Below are 20213 nucleotides of genomic sequence, written 5' to 3' on the forward strand. Positions count from 1 at the left end.
TTTTCTGTCACGTTGCGGTGTTACGCGCTGCGCACTTCGGCCAAAAACGCCTCGACCGATTTGCTCAGCACATCGGCCTGTCTGCCCAAATCCTGCGCCAACCCCAGAACCTCGCCCGACAGTTTTTCGGCATCCCCGGCGGCGGACGAAACCCCGGTGATGTTTTCCGATACATCGCGGGTGCCGTGGGCGGCCTGCTCGACATTCCGCGCGATTTCGTGGGTCGCGGCTCCCTGTTCCTCAACGGCGGCGGCAATCGCCGTTGTCGCCCCGTCAAGCTGACGGATGGTCTGGGCGATTTCGGCAATCGCGGTGACGGCATGCGATGTTGCCACCTGAATATCGCCGACTTGCGACCGGATATCCTCGGTCGCCCGTGCGGTCTGGCTGGCAAGGGTTTTGACCTCGTTGGCCACCACGGCAAATCCCTTGCCCGCATCCCCGGCCCGTGCGGCCTCGATCGTGGCATTCAGCGCCAGAAGATTGGTCTGTTCGGCGATGCTGGTAATCAGCGATACCACTTCGCCAATCTGGTTGGCGGCATCGGCAAGGGCTTCGATTTTCTGATGGGTATCATCGGAAATCCGCACCGCGCCATTGGCAATCGCCGAGGATTGCGCGACCTGATTGCTGATTTCGGCAATTGATGTCGATAATTCTTCGGCGGCGGAGGCCACGGTTTCGACATTGGTGGACATTTCCTGCGAGGCGGACGACACCACCATCGATTTCTGCCCGACCTGTTCGGCGGTATGGGTCATGGCATTGGCCGATGTTTGCATATGGCCCGATGCCGCAATCACCTGACCCACAACCTGCCCGACGCTGGCCTCGAAACTGTCGGCCATTTTGTGCATAGCTTCGCGCTTTTCGATTTCGGTCCGGCGTTCCTGCTCTTCGCGCTGGGTGCGCATTTCTTCCATTTCGATGGTTTTGGCCTTGAAAATATCCATCGCACGGGCCAGATCGCCGATCTCGCTTTGCTGATCGGTATATTTGACCTCGATATTATGATCCCCCCGCGACAGACGCAGCATATTGTCCGAAATCGCAAAAAGCGGCCGGGTAATCCCCCGGCTGATCAAAAGCGACACCCCGACAACCGCACACAACACCGCCAGCGCCACCGCACCCATCACCATCAGGCTTTTCATGAAAACCGCATTGACATCGTCAATGTAAATGCCGGTGGCAACGATCCAGCCCCACGGCTTGAAATTGCTGACATAGGACAGTTTGGGCCGCAGATTATCGGAATTGGGCACCTGATAGGTATAATCGACAAAGCCCGACCCGTCTTCGCGCGCCACCCGGGCAAATTCGCGGTAATGATGCTTGCCCGATCCATCGACCGACTCACTCATATTCTTGCCGACCAGTTCCGGCTTGATATCATGAATGATCACAACCGGCGTCGCATCGAAAACGAAAAAGTAATTATCCCGGTCATAGCGCAAGGCCCCCACCGCCTTCTTGGCGGCATCCTGTGCCGCGTCGGTGCTCATCGCCCCCGCTTGTTCAAGGGCATGATAATGCCCGACCAGGCTGATTGTCGCATCGACAAGGTCTTTGGTTTTCGCCTTGCGATCTTCCAGCATGTTATAACGCAGTTCAGACAGACCAAAGGCCCCGACCAGCAAGGCCGCCAGAATGGCTCCCGCCACGATAATCAGCATCCGTGTGCCGATTTTCATCGAATTCAGATTGAACATTTCGATCCCCATATCCTGTTTGCCAAACTTTTGCTGTGATATTTGGCTTTGTTTGCCGGTTTTCAAGACTCCTTTTGGGTCCTGACCATTCCTGCCCCACCGAAACGGCAGGAAACCTCAGGAAATCCTAAAACAATATTGCATAATATATGCAACTACAGGCTTTGACAGTGACAGCAGTCACTTTGCCCGGCTTTCATTCTTTTGCACTTTGTCAAAGACAACAGGCCGCCATAATGGCACCCTTGCCCTTGATCATTGGCATCTTGTGATGGGGAAACAGTCATGCGCGAAACCACAAACGGTTCCTTGCCGGGTGGCGTTATCATCCCGGCCCTGCAATATGACGATGTGGCAACCGCCATCGATTTTCTGTGTCGTGCCTTTGGTTTTGAACGCCATGCGGTCTATGAAACCGAAGACGGCATCATCAACCATGCGCAACTGGTTTTTGGCAATGGCATGATCATGCTGGGACAGGCGCAAAAACCCGGCAGCGAAACCGGATTTGGCAAATTCACCTGCCGCCCGCGTGACGCCGGAGGTGTGACGCAAAGCCTCTATATCGTCGTACCCGATGCCGACAACCATTATGCCCGCGCCATTGCGGCCAGCGCCGAAATTATCCTGCCGATCCGCGACGAGGATTATGGCGGGCGCGGCTATTCCGCCCGCGATCCTGAGGGACATGTCTGGACATTCGGTACCTATGATCCCTATCGCCCCTGAAATGCCCCTTGCAAATACCGCCATTTCGGCAATTTATAAGGCGCAGCAGCCCCTGACCGGCAAGGATTTTGACATGCCCGACACACCCGCCCAGACCCTGACCCACCGCACGCGGTTCTTTGCCCTGATCGCCTTTATGGTGCTGTGTCTGATCATTTCCGCCGCAGGCGGGGCCGTCACCGCCACCAGTGTCGGCGACTGGTATCAAACCCTGACCAAACCGTTTTTCAGCCCGCCTGACTGGCTGTTTGCCCCGGTCTGGACGGTCATTTATTTCATGATTGCCCTGTCGGGCTGGCGGGCATGGCTGGTGGGCGGCTTTCGCCAGCGCACCGGCGGGCGAGATGCCTTTGCGATTTATGGCGCACAATTATTCCTTAATCTGGCGTGGTCGTTCCTGTTTTTCGGCGCACAATCCCCTATCGCAGGCCTGGTCGGCATCGTGCCGCTATTCTGCCTGATCATCGTCAATATCATGCTGTTTGCCCGCATTGATCGTTGGGCGGCGTATCTGCTTGTACCTTATGCAGTGTGGGTTGGTTTTGCCACCGCGCTCAATGGCGCGATCTGGTGGCTCAACCGATAACGCGCATCACGGCATTTCGGCCGCTTCGGCAGTGCCGTTTTTGTCGTCCTGATGATCGGGAATATTTTGCATGCCCAGCCGCCCGACAGACGGCAGGCGCAAGGCCGGACGATTGAAATCAATCCCGAAATTCAGGCCCAGCACATTGAATTCCAGCCCTTCCTCAACCCCTGCGGTCAGGCCGAGCAAGCCAAACAGATTGGCCTGAACCCCGGTGCCCGATGGCGACAAGCCGACCGGGTTGGTCGCCCCGCGATAATCCTTGCCAATCGCATTGGCTGGCATATCAAGGGTCAGGGATGGCACCTCGCGACCGATATGGGCGACAAAGGTGTTGCTGTTGGGGCCGGGATAGCTGCGATATTGATCGGGGTAGGGATAACTTGCCACCGCCGCCTCGATCTCGTCGATCATGGCATCCACCCCGTCGCCGCGATGATCGGCCAGAACTTCGGGGGTTGATCCAAACCACAAACCATCGGGCAGGGCATAATTCTGGCGCACAACCTTGCCGCCGCCCCAGCCCACCACGTCATAGCGGCGATAGGCGGTTTCACCGCTACGCTTGGTAATAATCCACGGATGCACGGCAAAATACCCGCGCCAGCCATAGGTCGGCGCGGCCATCACCTGCACAATCGCCGTATCGGCAAAGGCCACCGGGTCCGGCGCAATGCCGCTGGCATGACGCGGCGCGGTGCGCCATGTCTGACGTTCCTCGGCCTTTTTGGCAGGCGGGTCCTGTGCCAGGCTCAAGCCGAAAGGTGCCACCAGAATGGCCAGCAAACTCAGGCAAAATATCGTTCGTGATCTCACAGGGCTATTTCCGCTTAAACATATGTTTCAGATTTAATACGGTTAAACCGGCAAAACGGAGCAAAAAAATGGCAAAATACCCGTTTTTTACGGCCACGCTGCAAATGTATCATCACGAATGCGCAGTTCGGCGCGTTTCAACCGGCGATAGGCCCCCGGCGCTTCGCCCATATAGCGTTTGAAAAACCGGCTGAAATAGGCCGGATCGCGAAAACCAAGGCCATAGGCGATTTGCGCCACCGCCAGCGGCGATTGTTCCAGCCGCAAACACGCCTCGCGGATCACCCGGTCATGGATCAACAACAAGGGTGGCTTGCCGGTTGCCCGCATCGCCGCCGATGACAGACGGCGTTCGCTGATCCCCAGAATGCGGGCATAATCCACCACATTCCAGTGTTCGCGAAAATGCAGTTCCAGCACCTGCAAAAACCGCTGAAAGGTCACCGAACCGGGACTTTGATCATCGCGTCGCTCCATCATACCGTCGGCAAGGCGCAAAATCCCGGTCAGGATAATCTGAAGATACGCCCCGATCACCAGCCCCGCCCCCACCGTATTGCGCCGCAATTCGGCATGGATAGCGGCAAAGGATTGCGTGATTCCCGCCAAATCCGGGCCGTCTTCCTCCGGCGTTACTGCGTGCACCGTATCGGCGACAAAGCGCAACGGCAACCCACCGGCACCCGATCCGGCATACCGCGCTACCAGATCCTCGGATACCGAAAAAACATATCCGCCGGCCCCCGCCGTCATCGCAAAGGATTGGGTTTCCCCCACCGGCAACCACACCAGCGCCGGTGCCGCGAAATCCAGCCCCCCTTGCCGCAATTGCGCCCGCCCGCGCCCCGCCAGCAACAAAACTGCATGGCATCGTTCGCGCTGCGCCGCATCGCCAATCACCCATTCCTGCGTCGATAACGGCGCGTCAAACCGGTCCATGACCGCTTGCAACGTTACCGGCGACGGATCAAACATGCCTTTTCACCCCCGATCCATAACCATTAAATTATATGTAAAATAGTACAATTTTTCGTCTGAAAATGTCAATTTCGGTGTCTTTACATTGGAAGCGTTCCATCGCTTACTAGTATAAACATGGCATTATCGCCAAAATGAAAAAATAAAAAACAATGCGTTGGTTTTGTCTCGCATCTGCGTAACAAAACAAGGGAGGATATGGCGTTATTTTACTTTGACCTTCAAAGTAAGCCGGACGTCCATTAATCCCACCCTTTTGATACGCAACGATTTTTGCGACCCAAACAAGAAACCGGCTGCGGTCTGGCTTTTTCCGGCAAACACCGCATCAGGCAGAAACGACATCACACGGAGAAACGTTCATGACCGAGATTAAATTGCTGATCGACAACGAAGACATCAGCGCCACAAACAACCGCACATTCGAGCGTAAAAACCCGATCACCGGCAAAACCGCCACCATCGCTGCTGCTGCCAATGCTGCGGACGCCCGCAAGGCCGCAACGGCGGCCGCCGCTGCCTTTCCGGCATGGTCGAAAATGGGGCCGGGTGCCCGGCGCAAAATCCTGCTCAAAGCTGCCGACATCATGGAATCAAAGGGTGCCGAATTTGGCCGTCTTGTGGTCGAGGAAACCGGCAGCACCGCCATGTGGGGCGGTTTCAACGCCCATCTTGCCGCCAATATGCTGCGCGAAGCCGGTGGCATGACCACGCAAATTCAAAGCAACATCATCCCGTCCGACACGCCGGGCCTGATGGCAATGGGCATCCGTCAGCCGGTCGGGGTTGTTTTGGGTATCGCCCCGTGGAATGCCCCGGTCATTCTCGGCACCCGCGCCATCGCCATGCCGCTGGCCTGTGGCAATACCGTGGTGTTGAAGGCATCCGAACTGTGCCCCGCCATCCATCATCTGATCGCCCAATGCCTGGTCGAGGCAGGCGCACCCGCCGGTGTGGTCAATGTCGTGACCAACGCCCCCGAAGATGCGCCGGAAATCGTCGAAACCCTGATCGCGCACCCCGCCGTGCGCCGCATCAATTTCACCGGATCCACCCGGGTTGGCCGCATCATCGCCAAACTGGCCGCCGAACATCTCAAACCGGTTCTGCTCGAACTGGGCGGCAAGGCGCCGTTTCTCGTACTTGATGACGCCGATCTGGACGAGGCCGTCAACGCCGCTGCCTTTGGTGCCTATATGAATCAGGGCCAAATCTGCATGTCCACCGAACGCCTTGTCGTCGATAACGCCATTGCCGATGATTTCGTTGAAAAACTTGCCGCCAAGGCCAGAACCCTGACCGCAGGCGACCCGTCCAAGGACAACCACAACCACATTCTGGGCGGGGTGGTGAATGTCGAGGCCGTCAACCGGATCGAGGAACTGGTCAAGGATGCGATATCGAAAGGAGCCAAACTGGTCGCCGGTTCCGGCAAGGCCGATGGTGTTTTGATGGATGCCACCCTGCTTGATCACGTCACCCCCGCCATGCGGATTTATAGCGAGGAAAGCTTTGGCCCGGTCTGCGTCGTCATCCGTGCCGGGAACGAGAACGAAGCCGTGCGCATTGCCAATGACAGCGAATATGGCCTCTCCTCGGCGGTTTTCTCGCAAAATATCACCCGTGCCATGGCCGTTGCGGGCCGGATCGAAAGCGGCATCTGCCACATCAACAGCCCGACGGTGCAAGATGAAGCCCAGATGCCGTTTGGCGGCGTGAAATCCAGCGGCTATGGCCGCTTTGGCTCCAACGCCTCGATTGACGAATTCACCGAACTGCGCTGGATCACAATCCAAAGCGGCAAACGCCATTATCCGTTCTGATCACACCGCAAAACACAAAGCCGGGCAGCCCCTATACTGCCCGGCTTTTTCATTACCGCCGTTCTCAAAATCACACGTCGCCGATATGCTCAATCCCCATCTGCAATACCCGGCCACGGGCCTCTATTCCCCGCGTGATTGATGCGGCAAGTTCCGGGGGAAAATCATCGGGAAGTGTTTGGTAGGTTTCCTCTATCGCCTGCGGAATCCGGTCCTGCATATCGGCCATCAATTCCGCCACCAGACCAACCCCAAAGCCCGCCGCCCTGGCCGATTGCACAAAATGCCGGGGGGCAATTTCATCAACCCGGGAATGGTTCGCATCCCCCACTGACATCGCCAGTCTGACCTGCCTGTGCCGCACTTGCCCGTCATCGCAAACCTTTTGCACCGACAAAATATCATAAAGCGGCGTCATGACAAATCCGCCGCCTGGCTGTAAAAACAGGCTGAAATTCTTGGCATGCCCATCGGTTGCCGCCAGCATCCAGAACAGGATTTGCGCCCGAAAAAAAGCAATCTGATCCTCTGTCGGCCTGTCGCTGCCGCTCAAGAGATCGACACAGGTCACAATGCCCGGCCCGCCATCCGACTGATATTTCCGGCTTGGCGGATACCCCGTCGCCTGACAGAAATCTTCCTGCGGCAATCGCAACAATTTGCCCGATTGCATCCATTGACGATCAAACCGTTTGATCACCAATGCACGGCAATCCTCGAAATCATGGATTTCCACATCGGCAATATCCGCCCCCATCGCCTTGCAAAACCGCATACAGAAAAATTCGTTTTCCACACTGTCTTGCAAATCAATGCCGCCGGGCATGGTGCCAATCTGCGTCTTGAGGATATGCGTGGTGGGCGTCATGCCAGATGGCTTTATCCACGCCCCGTCATAATGCAAAAGCGCGGTTTTTTCCTGCGCCCCGGCAAGAGAAATACGAAAATCATGATCTCGCTCAATCCCCAACGGGACCGTTGCCAGATTTTTCAGAATATCGGCAATCTGCCGCTCCGAAAGAATATCACCCGTAATCTCACTCGTCGGATTTTCGCCGTCATAATCAACAACGAACTGCAACGCTCCGACGCAATCCCGCCCGATTTTTTCCAGCAGATGATACGCACCCGTCCCCGTTGCCCCCACTTTGGCCGCCACGCGCTCGCGAATAACCTGATTATCCGGCAAAAGATTTTCCAACCACGCAATCACCGCTGCACCACGATAGGCCTGCTCGCCAAGCGGCAAGGACCGCGAAACCGGCAAGGCATATTCCCGATCCAGCCAGCCTTGATCATATTGAAAGCTGATCGCCCCGCTTGATGCCATGCGGATGGCCCCGACAAGCCGCCCATTCAGCAAAACCGTCAAAGGCCGGTGGCGCGAGGATTTCTTCATGAAAAGACATCCTCAATGCTGAGCGTGGTCGATTTGCCCCGATCTTGCAGAACAAATTCAAGATCAAGGGCGGTCAGAACACTGACAAGCGTGCGAAGCTGCGTCCCCGGATCGCCATTTTCCAGTGACGAGATCGTGGCGACACGCAGATTGGTCCGGTCGCTGATATCCTTCTGGGTCAGGCCCTTCGCCTTGCGAAACCGCCGCAACGACTGACCGATTTGCTCCGGGGTTCGGGCCTTGAGTTCCATTTTACGCCCCTGATAATTTACGCGATAGCGTAACAATACAAAATTTACGCTACAGAGTAAATAATCATTTATTACGCCACAGCGTAAATTTTAATCCCGTCACCCACGCAAAACCGCCTGCACCATAACTTCCAGCGCGCTTAAAAACCGCGACCGATCTTTGGGGGTAAATCCGGCATTGCGGCCCTGCTCGCCGGTGACTTCGCGCATATGCGCCGCCATTTCGCGGCCCGCCAGCGCATTGCCGATATTGGCATTGGAAAATTCCTGCCCGTTGGCGCGGATCACCCGCGCCCCGATCGCAAGCCCGCGCGATGCCAGCGGAATATCATTGGTGACAATCACATCACCCGACCGCGCATTTTCGGCAATCCAGTCATCGGCGGCATCCGGTTCGGGCGGCACAATCACATTGCGCACCAGCGGATTGCGCGACGGGCGAATACCGCCATTTGACACCACAATCATTTCCAGGCGGTGCCGTTCGGCCACACGTTCACATTCCGCCTTGACCGGGCAGGCATCGGCATCGACAAACAGGCGGGGTTTGGAGTGTTGCATCTCATTCATGGCCGCGATCATCGACATGTGCGATGCAAAGTCAAGAAATCATGCCTGTTGCGGTGTGACTTCTTCCTGTGGTGCATCCCGGATAACCAGCAACGACAAACCGCCGATAGCGGCAATAAGCCCCGACACCACGACCGTCGCATGAAACGAATACCAGTGGGCGATGGTTCCCATCAAAAGATTGCCGGTCAAACCGCCAACAAACAATGTGCTGACATAATAACCGGTTGCGATACCGGGTCGATTGCGGGCAAAATTTTGCACAAAAGTCATGCCAATGGCCGCAAACAGCCCGTAATAAAGCCCGTCAAGTGCACCAAGGGCCAGAACATGCAGCAAGGTTTGCGCATGATACACCAGAATAAAAAACACCACCGCACAGCCTGCGGCAATCATAAGCCCCATCCGTTCGCCAATACGGCGGATCAACCGGGCAGAAGCATAAATGGCAATCACCTCGACAAAACATTTCACCGTCAGTTCGAACCCGGCGCTTGATGGCGGCAAACCCAGGCCGGTTGTGAAATAAAGCGGCATGGCGGTTAAAAACAAAACATGCCCGGTCGCAATCAGATAAACGGGAATGCAGGCCAACACCAAACCACGATTGAACGGCACCTTTTCACCCGCCTTCAAACTACCCGGATGATGCGACCGAAACACCGCAGGCAGGATCAGCACACAAACGCCAAACCACACCCCCGCCAAAACCGCGATGCTGTAATAGGTCGCCGTAAAACCGAACGCCCCAAACAGCGATAGCGACGCCGCAGGCCCGATCATCCAGCCCAGCGAGGTTTGTATCCGCAAAAGACTGTTAAATTTGACGACATCGCGCCCGGTCTGTTCGGCAAACAATCGGCCAAAGGAATACATCACCGATAGCGCACCGGACCCGATCCCCAGCAGGATCGACACCAGACACAGATAAACCCAGTAAATCTGAAACGTGCCCAAAATCACCATGCCGGTCGCAAAGCACAGAATGCTTGAGATCAGCAAAATCCTGACCGGAACACCCCGGTCAATCGCCCGGCCAAAACTGCGATTGGTCAAAAGCGTGACACACACCTGCACCACCGCCACCATGCTGAGCTTCCACGGCGGTTCGCCCAGCCCCTCGACAACAAACAACCCGGCCAGCGGTGCCGCCGAAGACGATGTCAGCGCACCGACAAATAATAGGCCCAGCACCAAAAACGGATAGCGGTCCAGAAAAGCCAGTCCACCCGTAAGCGCCACCCGCCCGATGCCACCAACACCACCATTATCCTTGCCAACCCCGTCGCGCATCCCGTTCCCCATCACACCTGATCAGGGAAACTTTTTAGCGCAACAACCGAAAATGGCGAATGCTTTTATCCGCCAGAACAAAATTGTCACAATCGCCACATCAGGCGGACCGGTAGCCTTATTCCCACATATGTGCTAATGTGGGTTTGTGTAGTTCTACGGAGATTACCCCATGAGCCGCCTGACAATCGACATAACCGACCGGCAGCACCAAAGCCTGAAGGCGCTGGCCGCCTTGCAGGGCAAGACCATCAAGCAATACGCCCTTGAACGCTTGTTTCCTGACGATACGGCTGCCGATCAGGCATGGCAGGAACTGAAAACCTTGCTGGAAAACCGCATCAATGACGGGCTTGTCGGCAACGTGTCCACAAAAAGCATCGCTGAAATTCTGGATGAAGAACTGGCCGCGGGGCGAGATTGACAGCCTACATCCTCACGGCGGAGGCAGAATCCGATCTGCGCGGCATCATCCGCTATACGCGCAAAGAGTGGGGCGCGACGCAGGTCCGACGCTATATCGCCAGGCTGGAACAAGGCATTACTGACCTTGCCGTCGGACAAGGTTCATTCAAGGATTTGTCCGACCTTTTTCCAACGTTGCGGATGGCGCGTTGCGAACATCATTACGTCTTCTGCCTGCCACGCGAAAATGCGCCTGCATTGGTCGTGGCGATTTTTCACGAGCGGATGGACCTCATGACGCGATTGGCAGACAGGATTGACCGGGAAAGTTAGCACACACCCAAAGGCATCGACATACGCGATGCAAAGTCAACTTCCTTCAACCCAACCCACCCACAAACTGCGCCAGTTCTGCCGTTTTCGGGCTGGCGAAAACGTCTTCGGGTTTGCCGGTTTCATGAATGCGGCCCTGATGCATGAATACCAGCTTGTCGCACACTTCGCGGGCAAAGCGCATTTCGTGTGTCACCATCACCAGCGTCATGCCTTCTTCGGCCAGTTTGCGCACCACTGCCAAAACCTCATTCACCAGTTCCGGGTCCAGGGCCGATGTGACCTCGTCGCACAACAGCACACGGGGCTTCATCGCAAGCGCCCTTGCAATCGCCACGCGCTGTTGCTGCCCGCCTGAAAGCTGATCGGGATAATGCAGCATCTTGTCGGCAAGCCCGACCTTGGCCAGCATTTCCTCTGCAATCACCTTGGCCTCGGCTTTGGATTGTTTCTTGACGACCTGCGGCGACAACATGACATTTTCAAGGGCGGTGTAATGCGGAAACAGATTGAATTGCTGAAACACCATCCCGACATTCAGGCGCAAGTCGCGCAAATCGGTATCCTTGTCGCCAATCTTTTTGCCCGCCACCATGATCGTGCCGTCATCAATGGTTTCAAGGCCGTTGATGGTGCGCAGCAATGTGCTTTTGCCCGATCCGCTGCGCCCGATCAGGGCAATTACCTGCCCCTCGTCAATGGTCAGGTCAATGCCTTTCAGAACTTCCACATCGCCAAAACTTTTGTAAATCGCATGCAGTTCAACGAGCGACATGGAGCTTTCCTTCCAGATGGCGGGCATAAAGCGAGAGCGGATAACAAATGATAAAATAATACAGCGCGACACAGCCATAGACCGTAAAGGGCGCAAAGGTGGCATTGGTGATCATGGTGCCCGCCTTGGTCAGTTCGACAAAGCCGATGATCGAGGTCAGGGCCGTACCCTTGACCACCTGCACCGAAAACCCGACGGTCGGCGCAATTGCAATGCGCATCGCCTGCGGCAGGATGATCCAGCGCATCTGTTCGCGAAAATTCATGCCAAGGCTGGCCGAGGCCTCCCACTGCCCCTTGCCAATCGCCTCGACACAACCACGCCAGATTTCCGCCAGAAACGCGCTGGTAAACAATGTCAGCGCCAATGTCGCCGCCATCCATGGCGATACATCGATGCCGATCAAAGGCAGGCCGAAAAACACCAGAAACAACTGCATCAAAAGCGGCGTGCCCTGAAACAGTTCGACATAGCCAATGGTCAACCGCACCAGCCACCGCCGCCCAGATACCCGCAGCATCAGAATCAGCAACCCGACAATCCCGCCACAGACAAACGCAATCAGCGACAGCAACACCGTCCAGCGCGCCGCCAGCATCAGATTATAAACAATGACCCCAAGCGTAAAATCAGACATGGCGGCGACGCTCGAACATGCGGTTTCCGATCTTTTTCAACAACCAGCGCAGCACAATCGACATCACCAGATACAGCCCGGCAACGACAAAATAGACCTCAAACGCCCGGAAATTGCGCGACTGGATGTAATTGGCGGCAAAGGTCAGTTCCTCGGCGGCAATCTGCGAACATACCGACGATCCCAACATCACAATGACAATCTGGCTGGACAAGGCCGGCCAGATTTTTTTAAGGGCGGGTAAAATCACCACATATCGGAAAATCTGCACCCGGTTCATCGCAAGACTGGCGGCCGCCTCAATCTGCCCCCTGGGGATCGATTGAATCCCCGCCCGGATGATTTCGGTGGAATAGGCACCCAGATTGACGACCATCGCCAAAACGGCGGCCTCAAACTCGCCCATGCGCACACCAAGGGCGGGCAACCCGAAAAAGATAAAAAACAATTGCACCAAAAACGGGGTATTGCGGATCAGTTCGACATAAATGCCGACAATCGGGCTGATCACCGGGGTTTTTGCCGACCGCGCCCATGCGCCCAACGTGCCCAGCGCCACCCCGAACACCGCACCGATAACCGTCAACTCGGTTGTCAGGACAATCCCGTGCAACAGCATATCCCAATAAGGCAGGATCGTACTGAAATCGAATTTATATGCCATCGGTGCGGTCCGGTTTGAAAGACGAAAGGTCTGGTTTACAGATCGGCTGGCAGGCTGATGCCCAGCCATTTCTGCGAAATCGCTTCCAGACGGCCATCGGTTTTGGCTACGGCAATGATCTCGTTCACCTTGGCCTGAAATGCCGGTTCTTCCTTGTTCAGCCCGACATAGCAGGGCGAATTCTTGATCAGGAATTTCGGTTCCGGTTTTTTAGGCGGATTGCGTTCGATAATGGCCGCGGCGACGACATTGCCGGTCGCCACCAGATCAACCTGCCCGGACAAAAACGCCGAAATCGTCCCGTTATTATCTTCATAACGTTTGATATCGGCATCCGCCGGGGCAATTTTGGTCAGTTCCAGATCTTCGATTGATCCACGCGTCACACCAACCGTTTTGCCCGACAATCCGGCTGCATCCGAAACCTCGATATCGGCAGGGCCGAAAACGCCGTTAAAGAACGGGGCATAGGCATCGGAAAAATCAATCACCGCTTCACGTTCGGCATTTTTGCCCAGGCTGGAAATCACCAGATCAACCTTGCCTGTCGTCAGATACGGAATGCGGTTGGTGCTGGCAACCGGGACAATTTCAACGGCAACACCCAGATCATTGGCAATCAGGGCCGCCATATCAACATCATACCCTTGTGCGGTCATATCCGCCCCGACCGAGCCAAAAGGCGGAAAATCCTGTGGCACCGCCACCTTCAAAACACCTGCATCAGCAATCGATTTCAACGCGCCATCGGCCGCCGTCGCCGCCCCTGGCAGCACCACCGCCATTGCCATCGCCACAATCGCGGATTTGATCTTTTTATGCATCACTCAGCCTCTACCCGTTCTGATCATGCCCGCTTCGCCCCGGCCCGTCCGCAGCACGCAAGCATGTTTTTTAAACATGAATAATAACTGACTAAATTTTATGCTATTGTCCAATAGTAATTTGAATACCAAAACTGCAAAAACTACGTATTCCAATTTTTATGTATATATTTCTTGGATTTATTTGATTTTCAGGGAATTATATCTGGTCTGACCAGTTGCAAAGGATTTCCAATGCCCCGCGCCCTTTCCGCGCCCGAACATGCCGCCCGCCGCATTCGGGAACTGATTAAAACCAAAAACTTGCAGGCCGGGGACAGCCTGCCGGGGCAGCGCGACCTTGCCCGCGATCTCGGCATCAGCCGCGCCAGCCTGCGCGAGGCCCTCGCCACCCTCGAAGCCCTCGGTCTGGTGCGAATCCGCGCCGCCAAGGGGGCTTTTGTCGCCGACCCCTCCACCCGGCAATTGCCCAGCGGCGACCATGCAAGGCACGCCGCCCAAGTCTATCAGTTCCGCCTTGCCATCGAACCCTATGTTGCCGGGCTGGCGGCCCAATCGCGCAGCCGCGATCATCTTGATGCATTGACCGCCAGCATTGCCGACATGGCCGACGCCCTCAAACAGGATGACCTGATCACCGCCTCGCGCGCCGATATCGAATTTCATCAGATTTTGCTGGGCGCATCGGGCAACCCGATGTTTGGCGAGGCAATGGCCCCCGCCGCCGACACCATCCACGAAAACCAGATGCTGCCCTTCGCCAACCCGGCAGCAATCAGCGCCCCCTTGCGCGAACATGAACAGATTTTACGCTATATCCGCGACCGCAACCCGTCGGGTGCCCGCGACGCCATGCATTTCCATGTGCTGAGTGCCGCCACCCGGGCAGGTATTGCCTTTTTGCGCCCGTAATCCTGCGCGCGGCCCCATGGCAGAGCAGAATCGATCCAGCGAAACGCCCCAAAACAAAACCCCCGCCCGGTTTCCCGGACAGGGGTTTCGCACATTCGCAGCCGTCCCGAAGGACAGAAAGCCGAATTAGGCAGCGGTCAGATCGTCAGCCGAAACGCGGCCCGAACGTGAGTCGGTGCGCAGTTCGTAGTTGATCTTGTCGCCTTCCTGCGGGTGGCTCATGCCAGCGCGTTCAACGGCGCTGATGTGCAGGAACACGTCATTTCCGCCTTCGTCCGGCTGAATGAAACCAAAGCCTTTGGTTGCGTTAAACCATTTTACGGTACCAGTTGCCATTTTAATCTCTCCTTGAGTATAGTTGGCCCAAACTGTCAGACAAAACCCCGCGTGGGTCCTGCCCGTCTTTTTTGGAAATCTTCAGGCGACAGAGCGCCCGGTGCGATTTCCGGTACTTGCCCGGCGACGATCATTCCCCGAAGGCCCGGAGGCCTTGCCGGTACGGGCGGCATTACCGCCCGCTGATCCCGCCGAATTTCCAGATTTTCTGCCATTTCCGTTGGCCTTGCCCAGAAACGCGACATTCGACGCGATCTTGTTCTGGCCTTCAGAAGCAGCATTGTTGCGATTGCCGTTTTGACCGGCATTGCCATTTGACCGTGCCGGACGGTCACCATTGGGGCGGGCATTGGACTTGCCATTCCCGTTCCCAAACACTGCGCCGCCATTGCCGCCGTCCTGGTCGCGCGGAGCGTCCCGACGGGTCGTGTCACGTTGCTGCGCAGCAGCGGCGTCATTTCGTTTCAGCCCGCCCTTGTAACGGGACGCGGCAGCGGCCTGATTGGCCGAACCGGTTGAAGCATCGCGGCCTTCGGCTGTGCGATTGCCACCAGATGCCGCCGGGCGTTGGCCGCCCCGGCTGTTCTGGTTGCGACCGCCGCCATTGCGGCCATTCCGCCCGGCACCATCCCCGCGATTGTCACGCCCCCGGCCAGAAGGCCGGGTTTCTGCCGCAATCGCTTCCTGCGCTGCGGCTTCCTTGGCGTCACGACGATCAATCGACGGGATGCTTTGACGGGTGGTGCGTTCGATATCTTTCAGCAAGCTGCGCTCGTCATCGGCGCAAAAGGCAATGGCCGTGCCAACCGCCCCGGCGCGCGCGGTGCGGCCGATCCGGTGGACATAGCTTTCAGGCACATTGGGTAATTCGTAATTGACGACATGGGTCACGCCATCAACATCAATGCCGCGTGCGGCAATGTCGGTCGCGACCAGAACGCGGGTCTGACCATCCTTGAAGGCGGCCAAGGCACGTTCACGCTGATTCTGGCTTTTATTGCCATGAATGGCAGCCGCACTGATCTTGCAGGATTCCAGATGCCGGGCCACACGGTCCGCCCCGCGTTTGGTGCGGGTGAAAACCAGGGTCCGGGCAAATTCCGGCGCATCGAGCAATTCAGACAGCAAATTGCGCTTGCGTGATGATTCGATGAAATAAACGCTTTGGCTGACGCGCTCGGCCGTGGTGGCAACCGGGGTCACCGATACCTTGACAGGATCGCGCAGCATATCCCCGGCCAGCTGCCCGATCTGGGTCGGCATGGTGGCAGAGAAAAACAGGTTCTGGCGGCTTTTCGGCAGCATTTTGACAATGCGTTTGATCGGCGGCAAAAAACCAAGATCCAGCATATGATCGGCTTCGTCCAGCACAACCACTTCAACCGCATCAAGCCGCAGCTTGCCGCTATCGACATGGTCCAGCAAACGCCCCGGTGTTGCCACCAGAACGTCAACGCCCGGCGTAATCGCCTTGATTTGCGGCCCGGCAGAAACACCGCCAACCACAACGGCAACGGTCAGTTTCAGGAAACGACCATAGGCGCGAAAACTTTCGCCAATCTGGGCGGCCAACTCGCGGGTCGGTGCCAGAACCAGCACACGACAGCTTTTGGCCGGGGTGCGGGTGGTGGATTTGGACAAACGGTCAAGGATTGGCAGGGCAAATGCGGCAGTTTTGCCGGTACCCGTCTGGGCGATGCCCAAAAGATCCTTGCCTTGAAGAAGGGAGGGAATCGCCTGCGCCTGGATCGGCGTGGGCTTGTCATAGCCTTCGTGCGTCAGGGCGCGAAGGACGGGCTCGGCGAGGCCGAGATCCGAAAATTGGGTCAAAAAATAGGTCTCTTAAGTTCTTCGGCAGCAGACAAACAGGGAATCGGCCCCAAGTTAATTTTAAACAGGTCTGCGCGATGCATCTTCCTGGGAAAAGCCCGCGTAGTAGGGCCGTTCAGTGCGGTTATTCCACGATATACTCACAAGCCTGAAACTGAAAAACAGTTCCCTCTACGCTACCGGAGCAATCGAATGACGGCCCCACCATGCGCAGAGTTTTGCAAGCTTGTCAAACAGGATATTTGCAACACCCCCGAACCATGTGAACAAAATCATGCAATGACAATAACGTACCGCGTTGCTGTGCGCTGTATGTCTCCTAAAGGGCAGGCGAATAGAGAGTAAGTTCTCCGCCAAAACTTCATTCAAAAATGAGTCACGATCCAGATATTGAAATTCCCTCTGCGCACAATCACATAAGACATATCTAAAACAGGCAGTCATTCCACAATCGCGCATTGCGATGCGCAGCTATGCCATAATGACAGGGGTACATCGTGTTTGGAACGTCGATCTCGCGATTGATTATCGTGCTGCAAGGCATTTTGCTTGTTGGTTTTGTCGGCGTCATGGCGATTGTCGCCGTGCTCAGTTGGCGGGATGCCACGGATGCCTCCAATATTCTGGATGCCACCACCACCGACAAATTGCTGTTTGATGCCATGATCGGCGTCCGCCAACAAATCGCCAGCACCCAAACCGCGATTGTCTCGCGCGACGATCTGGTATCCGCCCTTGGCGACACCCGCAGCATTGCCGATACCAGCTTTCAGTCCGCCCTTTCGGCGATGGCCGCCCTCGACATTCCCGGCAAGGATGCGCAGGTCAGTACCCTCGAAGCCGCATGGCGGGAGATGAAACAGCGCGAGGCGCAGATCGACGCCCTTGCCTCCACCCCGAAAGCCGATCGTGACCTGAAAGCAGCCGCCCCGTGGTCCGACGCCGTGCGCGGCGTGGTCAATGCGATTTCGGACGCCTCGTTGCTGGTCGGCAACAATGTCCGGCTTCTGGACCCCTTTGTCGCAGAAATGATCCAGATTCGCCGCTCTGCCTGGCAGGTGCGCGACCATTACGGATCGCAATGTTCACTGTTGCGTCCCTTCATTTCCCAAAACCAGCCCCTGACCGTCGAGGCGCTGTCAAAATGGCAAAACGGCATTGGTTCCTATCAGGTGGCGTGGGGGGCGATTGATTTGCTGCTGGCGCGTCCCGGCGCACCGGCGCAACTGGTCGCCGCCGTCGCCAGCGCCCAAAAAGCAACCGCCGACGCCCAAGGCAGCATGAATACACTGGTCGAAAAACTCGACAATAGCGGCCAGCCCGTCATCGCGCCGGTCGAATATACCGCCATGTGCAATGGTCCGTTCGATAGAATCGTCGATATCGGCCATATGGCAATGGACGAAGCCGTCACGCATGGCAAAAATGCGCTGGCCACAGCGCAGGTCGTTCTGGGCTTTTCCGCCCTGACCCTTCTTCTGGTTCTGGCATTATCGTTTTTCGCCATCACCTCGGTTTTGCGGCGTTTCTCGCGCCCGATCAGCATCCTGATGACGGCGGTTGGCAAATTGTCGATGCGCCATTTCGCCGAACCGGTCCCGGCCCTGCCCTATCCCGATGAACTGGGCCGCCTGTCCACAGCCCTTGAAGAACTGCGCCACAACGCCCTTGAGGCCGAACGCCTTCAGGCAGAACAACAGGCCCAGCAACAACATCAGATCGAACGTGGCGAAAAACTGGCCACCGCCGTCAGCAGCTTTGAACGCGGCATTTCGCGCGTTGTCACTGCGGTGCGCGATGCCTCCATCCATATGCAGGCCAATGCACAAAATCTTTCGGTTCTTGCCGAAGACGCCAACAGCCGGTCTGTCACGGTTGCCCATGCCTCCGAAGAAGCATCGGGCAATGTCCAGACCGTCGCCGCCGCCTCCGAAGAACTCAGCGCCTCGATCAGCGAGGTCAACCAGCAGATCAACAATTCATCGCGCATGGCTACCGAAGCCGTGGGCGAGGTAGACCGCACCAATGAAAGCTTCGAGGATCTCAAGACCGCCGCCGAAAAGATCGGTGCCGTGGTCGAACTGATCCAGAATATCGCCTCCCAGACCAATTTGCTGGCGCTGAACGCCACCATTGAATCGGCCCGGGCGGGCGAAGCGGGCAAAGGCTTTGCCGTCGTCGCCAACGAGGTCAAAACGCTGGCGACCCAGACCCACAAGGCGACCGAGGATATCTCCGCCCAGATCGCCGGAATGCAATCGGCCGTTGGCGGCTGCATCACCGCCATTGCCACCATCGGTCATAAAATCCGCACTATTGACGAAGCCATCTCGGCGATTTCAGCGGCGACCGAGGAACAATCCTCTGCCACCCAGGAAATCGCCCGCAATGTCCAGCATGCCGCCGCCGGCACGGCAGAGGTTTCCGATAACATCTCGTCGGTCACGGAAATGGCGGGCAAAACCGGCCTGCTCTCGTCCGATGTTCTCGAAGCCTCCTCGCAATTGTCCGCACAGGCCGATGCGTTGGGGCAGGAGGTCGAACATTTCCTGACCGAAGTCCGGGCGATCTGACCCCGCCCATCCCGTTCCCGATCAGGCCCGGCATCCCCGCCGGGCCTTTTTCTTGACGCCCCTGCCCCGGCGGCGCAAAAGCAATAAAACGATATGACGGCACAAAGGGGATCAGACACAATGACAGAATACACCGGCCCGGAATCCATCGGTGGCAAGTCGGTTTTGTTCGTGATGGCCGCCCGGCCCGAATATGGCCCGCATTTGCAAGCCCGCATCCGCCCCCTGATGACCGGGATCGGCCCGGTCGAGGCCGCCGTCAATCTGACCAGCGTCCTTGCCGGATGCCATGCCAAAGGGGAACGCCCCGATCTGGTCGTCTCATTGGGTTCCGCCGGATCGCGCAGCCTGCAACAGGCCGAAATCTATCAGGCAACCTCGGTATCCTACCGCGATATGGATGCCTCGGCCCTTGGCTTTGAAAAGGGCCGGACCCCCTTGCTGGATCTGCCTGCCATTCTTGATATGCCCCTGCGCATTCCGGGCATTGCCCCGGCGCGGCTGTCCACCGGCGCCAATATTGTGTCGGGGGCCGCCTATGACGGCATTGATGCCGATATGGTCGATATGGAAACCTTTGCCGTCCTGCGGGCCTGCCACAAATTCAATCTGCCGCTGATCGGGTTGCGCGGCATTTCCGATGGCGTGGCCGAATTGAAACATATCGGCGACTGGACCGAATATCTGCATATCATCGATGAAAAACTGGCGGATGCGGTCGATCGTCTCGAAACCGCAATCCGCCAGCAAGTCATTGTCCTGTAATC

21 protein-coding genes are annotated in these 20213 nt (G+C 56.9%); 8 read left to right on the plus strand and 13 right to left on the minus strand.

The genetic code is table 11. The features are described 5' to 3' along the window. Positions 1-20 precede the first annotated feature (20 nt). On the minus strand, positions 21-1712 hold the full coding sequence (locus tag Q8O73_RS05315; RefSeq protein ID WP_305556041.1) for a methyl-accepting chemotaxis protein: 1692 nt from the start codon (positions 1710-1712) through the stop codon (positions 21-23). A gap of 285 nt (positions 1713-1997) precedes the next feature. On the opposite strand from Q8O73_RS05315, the gene Q8O73_RS05320 reads away from it, so the two are divergent. Together Q8O73_RS05320 and Q8O73_RS05325 are read left to right on the plus strand one after the other, a co-directional pair. Then, positions 1998-2441: a VOC family protein gene (locus Q8O73_RS05320; protein ID WP_305556044.1), complete on the plus strand. Its 444-nt coding sequence runs from the start codon at positions 1998-2000 to the stop codon at positions 2439-2441. After that, positions 2422-3027 carry a TspO/MBR family protein gene (locus tag Q8O73_RS05325; protein WP_305556047.1) on the plus strand — a complete coding sequence of 202 codons (606 nt, stop codon included), beginning with the start codon at positions 2422-2424 and terminating at the stop codon, positions 3025-3027. The genes Q8O73_RS05320 and Q8O73_RS05325 overlap by 20 nt, the downstream gene beginning before the upstream one ends. A 6-nt stretch (positions 3028-3033) precedes the next feature. Here Q8O73_RS05325 and Q8O73_RS05330 read toward each other — a convergent pair whose 3' ends face one another. Next, positions 3034-3843 (minus strand): DUF3750 domain-containing protein, encoded by an 810-nt coding sequence (locus tag Q8O73_RS05330; protein ID WP_305556050.1) that lies wholly within the window; start codon positions 3841-3843, stop codon positions 3034-3036. An 87-nt stretch (positions 3844-3930) separates the two neighbouring features. After that, on the minus strand, positions 3931-4818 hold the full coding sequence (locus Q8O73_RS05335) for a helix-turn-helix domain-containing protein (RefSeq protein WP_305556053.1): 888 nt from the start codon (positions 4816-4818) through the stop codon (positions 3931-3933). Positions 4819-5183: 365 nt separating this feature from the next. Between Q8O73_RS05335 and Q8O73_RS05340 the strand changes: the two genes are divergently transcribed. After that, positions 5184-6644: an aldehyde dehydrogenase gene (locus Q8O73_RS05340; protein WP_305556056.1), complete on the plus strand. Its 1461-nt coding sequence runs from the start codon at positions 5184-5186 to the stop codon at positions 6642-6644. 70 nt (positions 6645-6714) lie between these two features. On the opposite strand, the gene Q8O73_RS05345 is transcribed toward Q8O73_RS05340, so the two are convergent. From Q8O73_RS05345 to Q8O73_RS05360, 4 genes are all read right to left on the minus strand, one after another. Beyond that, positions 6715-8043 carry a type II toxin-antitoxin system HipA family toxin gene (locus Q8O73_RS05345; protein ID WP_305556059.1) on the minus strand — a complete coding sequence of 443 codons (1329 nt, stop codon included), beginning with the start codon at positions 8041-8043 and terminating at the stop codon, positions 6715-6717. Beyond that, on the minus strand, positions 8040-8294 hold the full coding sequence (locus Q8O73_RS05350; RefSeq protein WP_305556062.1) for a helix-turn-helix domain-containing protein: 255 nt from the start codon (positions 8292-8294) through the stop codon (positions 8040-8042). Before Q8O73_RS05350 ends, Q8O73_RS05345 begins: the two co-directional genes overlap by 4 nt. 99 nt (positions 8295-8393) lie before the next feature. Then, positions 8394-8864, minus strand: a complete 471-nt coding sequence (locus Q8O73_RS05355; protein ID WP_305556065.1) for a YaiI/YqxD family protein — start codon at positions 8862-8864, stop codon at positions 8394-8396. 39 nt (positions 8865-8903) lie between these two features. Beyond that, a complete protein-coding gene (locus Q8O73_RS05360; RefSeq protein WP_305556068.1) occupies positions 8904-10157 on the minus strand; it encodes an MFS transporter in 1254 nt (417 codons plus the stop codon). A 172-nt stretch (positions 10158-10329) separates the two neighbouring features. Between Q8O73_RS05360 and Q8O73_RS05365 the strand changes: the two genes are divergently transcribed. After that, on the plus strand, positions 10330-10581 hold the full coding sequence (locus Q8O73_RS05365; protein ID WP_305556071.1) for an antitoxin: 252 nt from the start codon (positions 10330-10332) through the stop codon (positions 10579-10581). After that, complete coding sequence (locus tag Q8O73_RS05370) at positions 10578-10895, plus strand: type II toxin-antitoxin system RelE/ParE family toxin (RefSeq protein WP_305556074.1); 318 nt, start codon at positions 10578-10580, stop codon at positions 10893-10895. The genes Q8O73_RS05365 and Q8O73_RS05370 overlap by 4 nt, the downstream gene beginning before the upstream one ends. Before the next feature lie 46 nt (positions 10896-10941). Here Q8O73_RS05370 and Q8O73_RS05375 read toward each other — a convergent pair whose 3' ends face one another. The 4 genes from Q8O73_RS05375 to Q8O73_RS05390 are packed head-to-tail and all read right to left on the minus strand — an operon-like array spanning position 10942 to position 13795. After that, entirely contained in the window at positions 10942-11670 is a 729-nt protein-coding gene (locus Q8O73_RS05375; protein WP_305556077.1) for an amino acid ABC transporter ATP-binding protein, read from the minus strand. Further along, a complete protein-coding gene (locus Q8O73_RS05380) occupies positions 11657-12307 on the minus strand; it encodes an amino acid ABC transporter permease (RefSeq protein ID WP_305556080.1) in 651 nt (216 codons plus the stop codon). The genes Q8O73_RS05375 and Q8O73_RS05380 overlap by 14 nt, the downstream gene beginning before the upstream one ends. Continuing rightward, positions 12300-12971, minus strand: a complete 672-nt coding sequence (locus tag Q8O73_RS05385; RefSeq protein WP_305556082.1) for an amino acid ABC transporter permease — start codon at positions 12969-12971, stop codon at positions 12300-12302. The genes Q8O73_RS05380 and Q8O73_RS05385 overlap by 8 nt, the downstream gene beginning before the upstream one ends. 35 nt (positions 12972-13006) lie before the next feature. Then, entirely contained in the window at positions 13007-13795 is a 789-nt protein-coding gene (locus Q8O73_RS05390) for a transporter substrate-binding domain-containing protein (protein ID WP_305556084.1), read from the minus strand. A 234-nt stretch (positions 13796-14029) separates the two neighbouring features. Between Q8O73_RS05390 and Q8O73_RS05395 the strand changes: the two genes are divergently transcribed. Further along, positions 14030-14707: a FadR/GntR family transcriptional regulator gene (locus Q8O73_RS05395; protein ID WP_305556087.1), complete on the plus strand. Its 678-nt coding sequence runs from the start codon at positions 14030-14032 to the stop codon at positions 14705-14707. Between the two features lie 126 nt (positions 14708-14833). On the opposite strand, the gene Q8O73_RS05400 is transcribed toward Q8O73_RS05395, so the two are convergent. Both Q8O73_RS05400 and Q8O73_RS05405 read right to left on the minus strand, forming a co-directional pair. Then, positions 14834-15043: a cold-shock protein gene (locus Q8O73_RS05400; RefSeq protein WP_305556090.1), complete on the minus strand. Its 210-nt coding sequence runs from the start codon at positions 15041-15043 to the stop codon at positions 14834-14836. 81 nt (positions 15044-15124) lie between these two features. Then, entirely contained in the window at positions 15125-16873 is a 1749-nt protein-coding gene (locus tag Q8O73_RS05405; RefSeq protein ID WP_305556092.1) for a DEAD/DEAH box helicase, read from the minus strand. A 497-nt stretch (positions 16874-17370) separates the two neighbouring features. On the opposite strand from Q8O73_RS05405, the gene Q8O73_RS05410 reads away from it, so the two are divergent. Beyond that, positions 17371-19446 (plus strand): HAMP domain-containing methyl-accepting chemotaxis protein, encoded by a 2076-nt coding sequence (locus tag Q8O73_RS05410; RefSeq protein ID WP_305556095.1) that lies wholly within the window; start codon positions 17371-17373, stop codon positions 19444-19446. A 120-nt stretch (positions 19447-19566) separates the two neighbouring features. Next, positions 19567-20211: a 5'-methylthioadenosine/S-adenosylhomocysteine nucleosidase gene (locus Q8O73_RS05415; protein WP_305556098.1), complete on the plus strand. Its 645-nt coding sequence runs from the start codon at positions 19567-19569 to the stop codon at positions 20209-20211. Positions 20212-20213 lie beyond the last annotated feature (2 nt).

The sequence above is a fragment of the Thalassospira sp. genome, assembly GCF_030690045.1.
In the GTDB taxonomy this organism is placed as follows: domain Bacteria; phylum Pseudomonadota; class Alphaproteobacteria; order Rhodospirillales; family Thalassospiraceae; genus Thalassospira.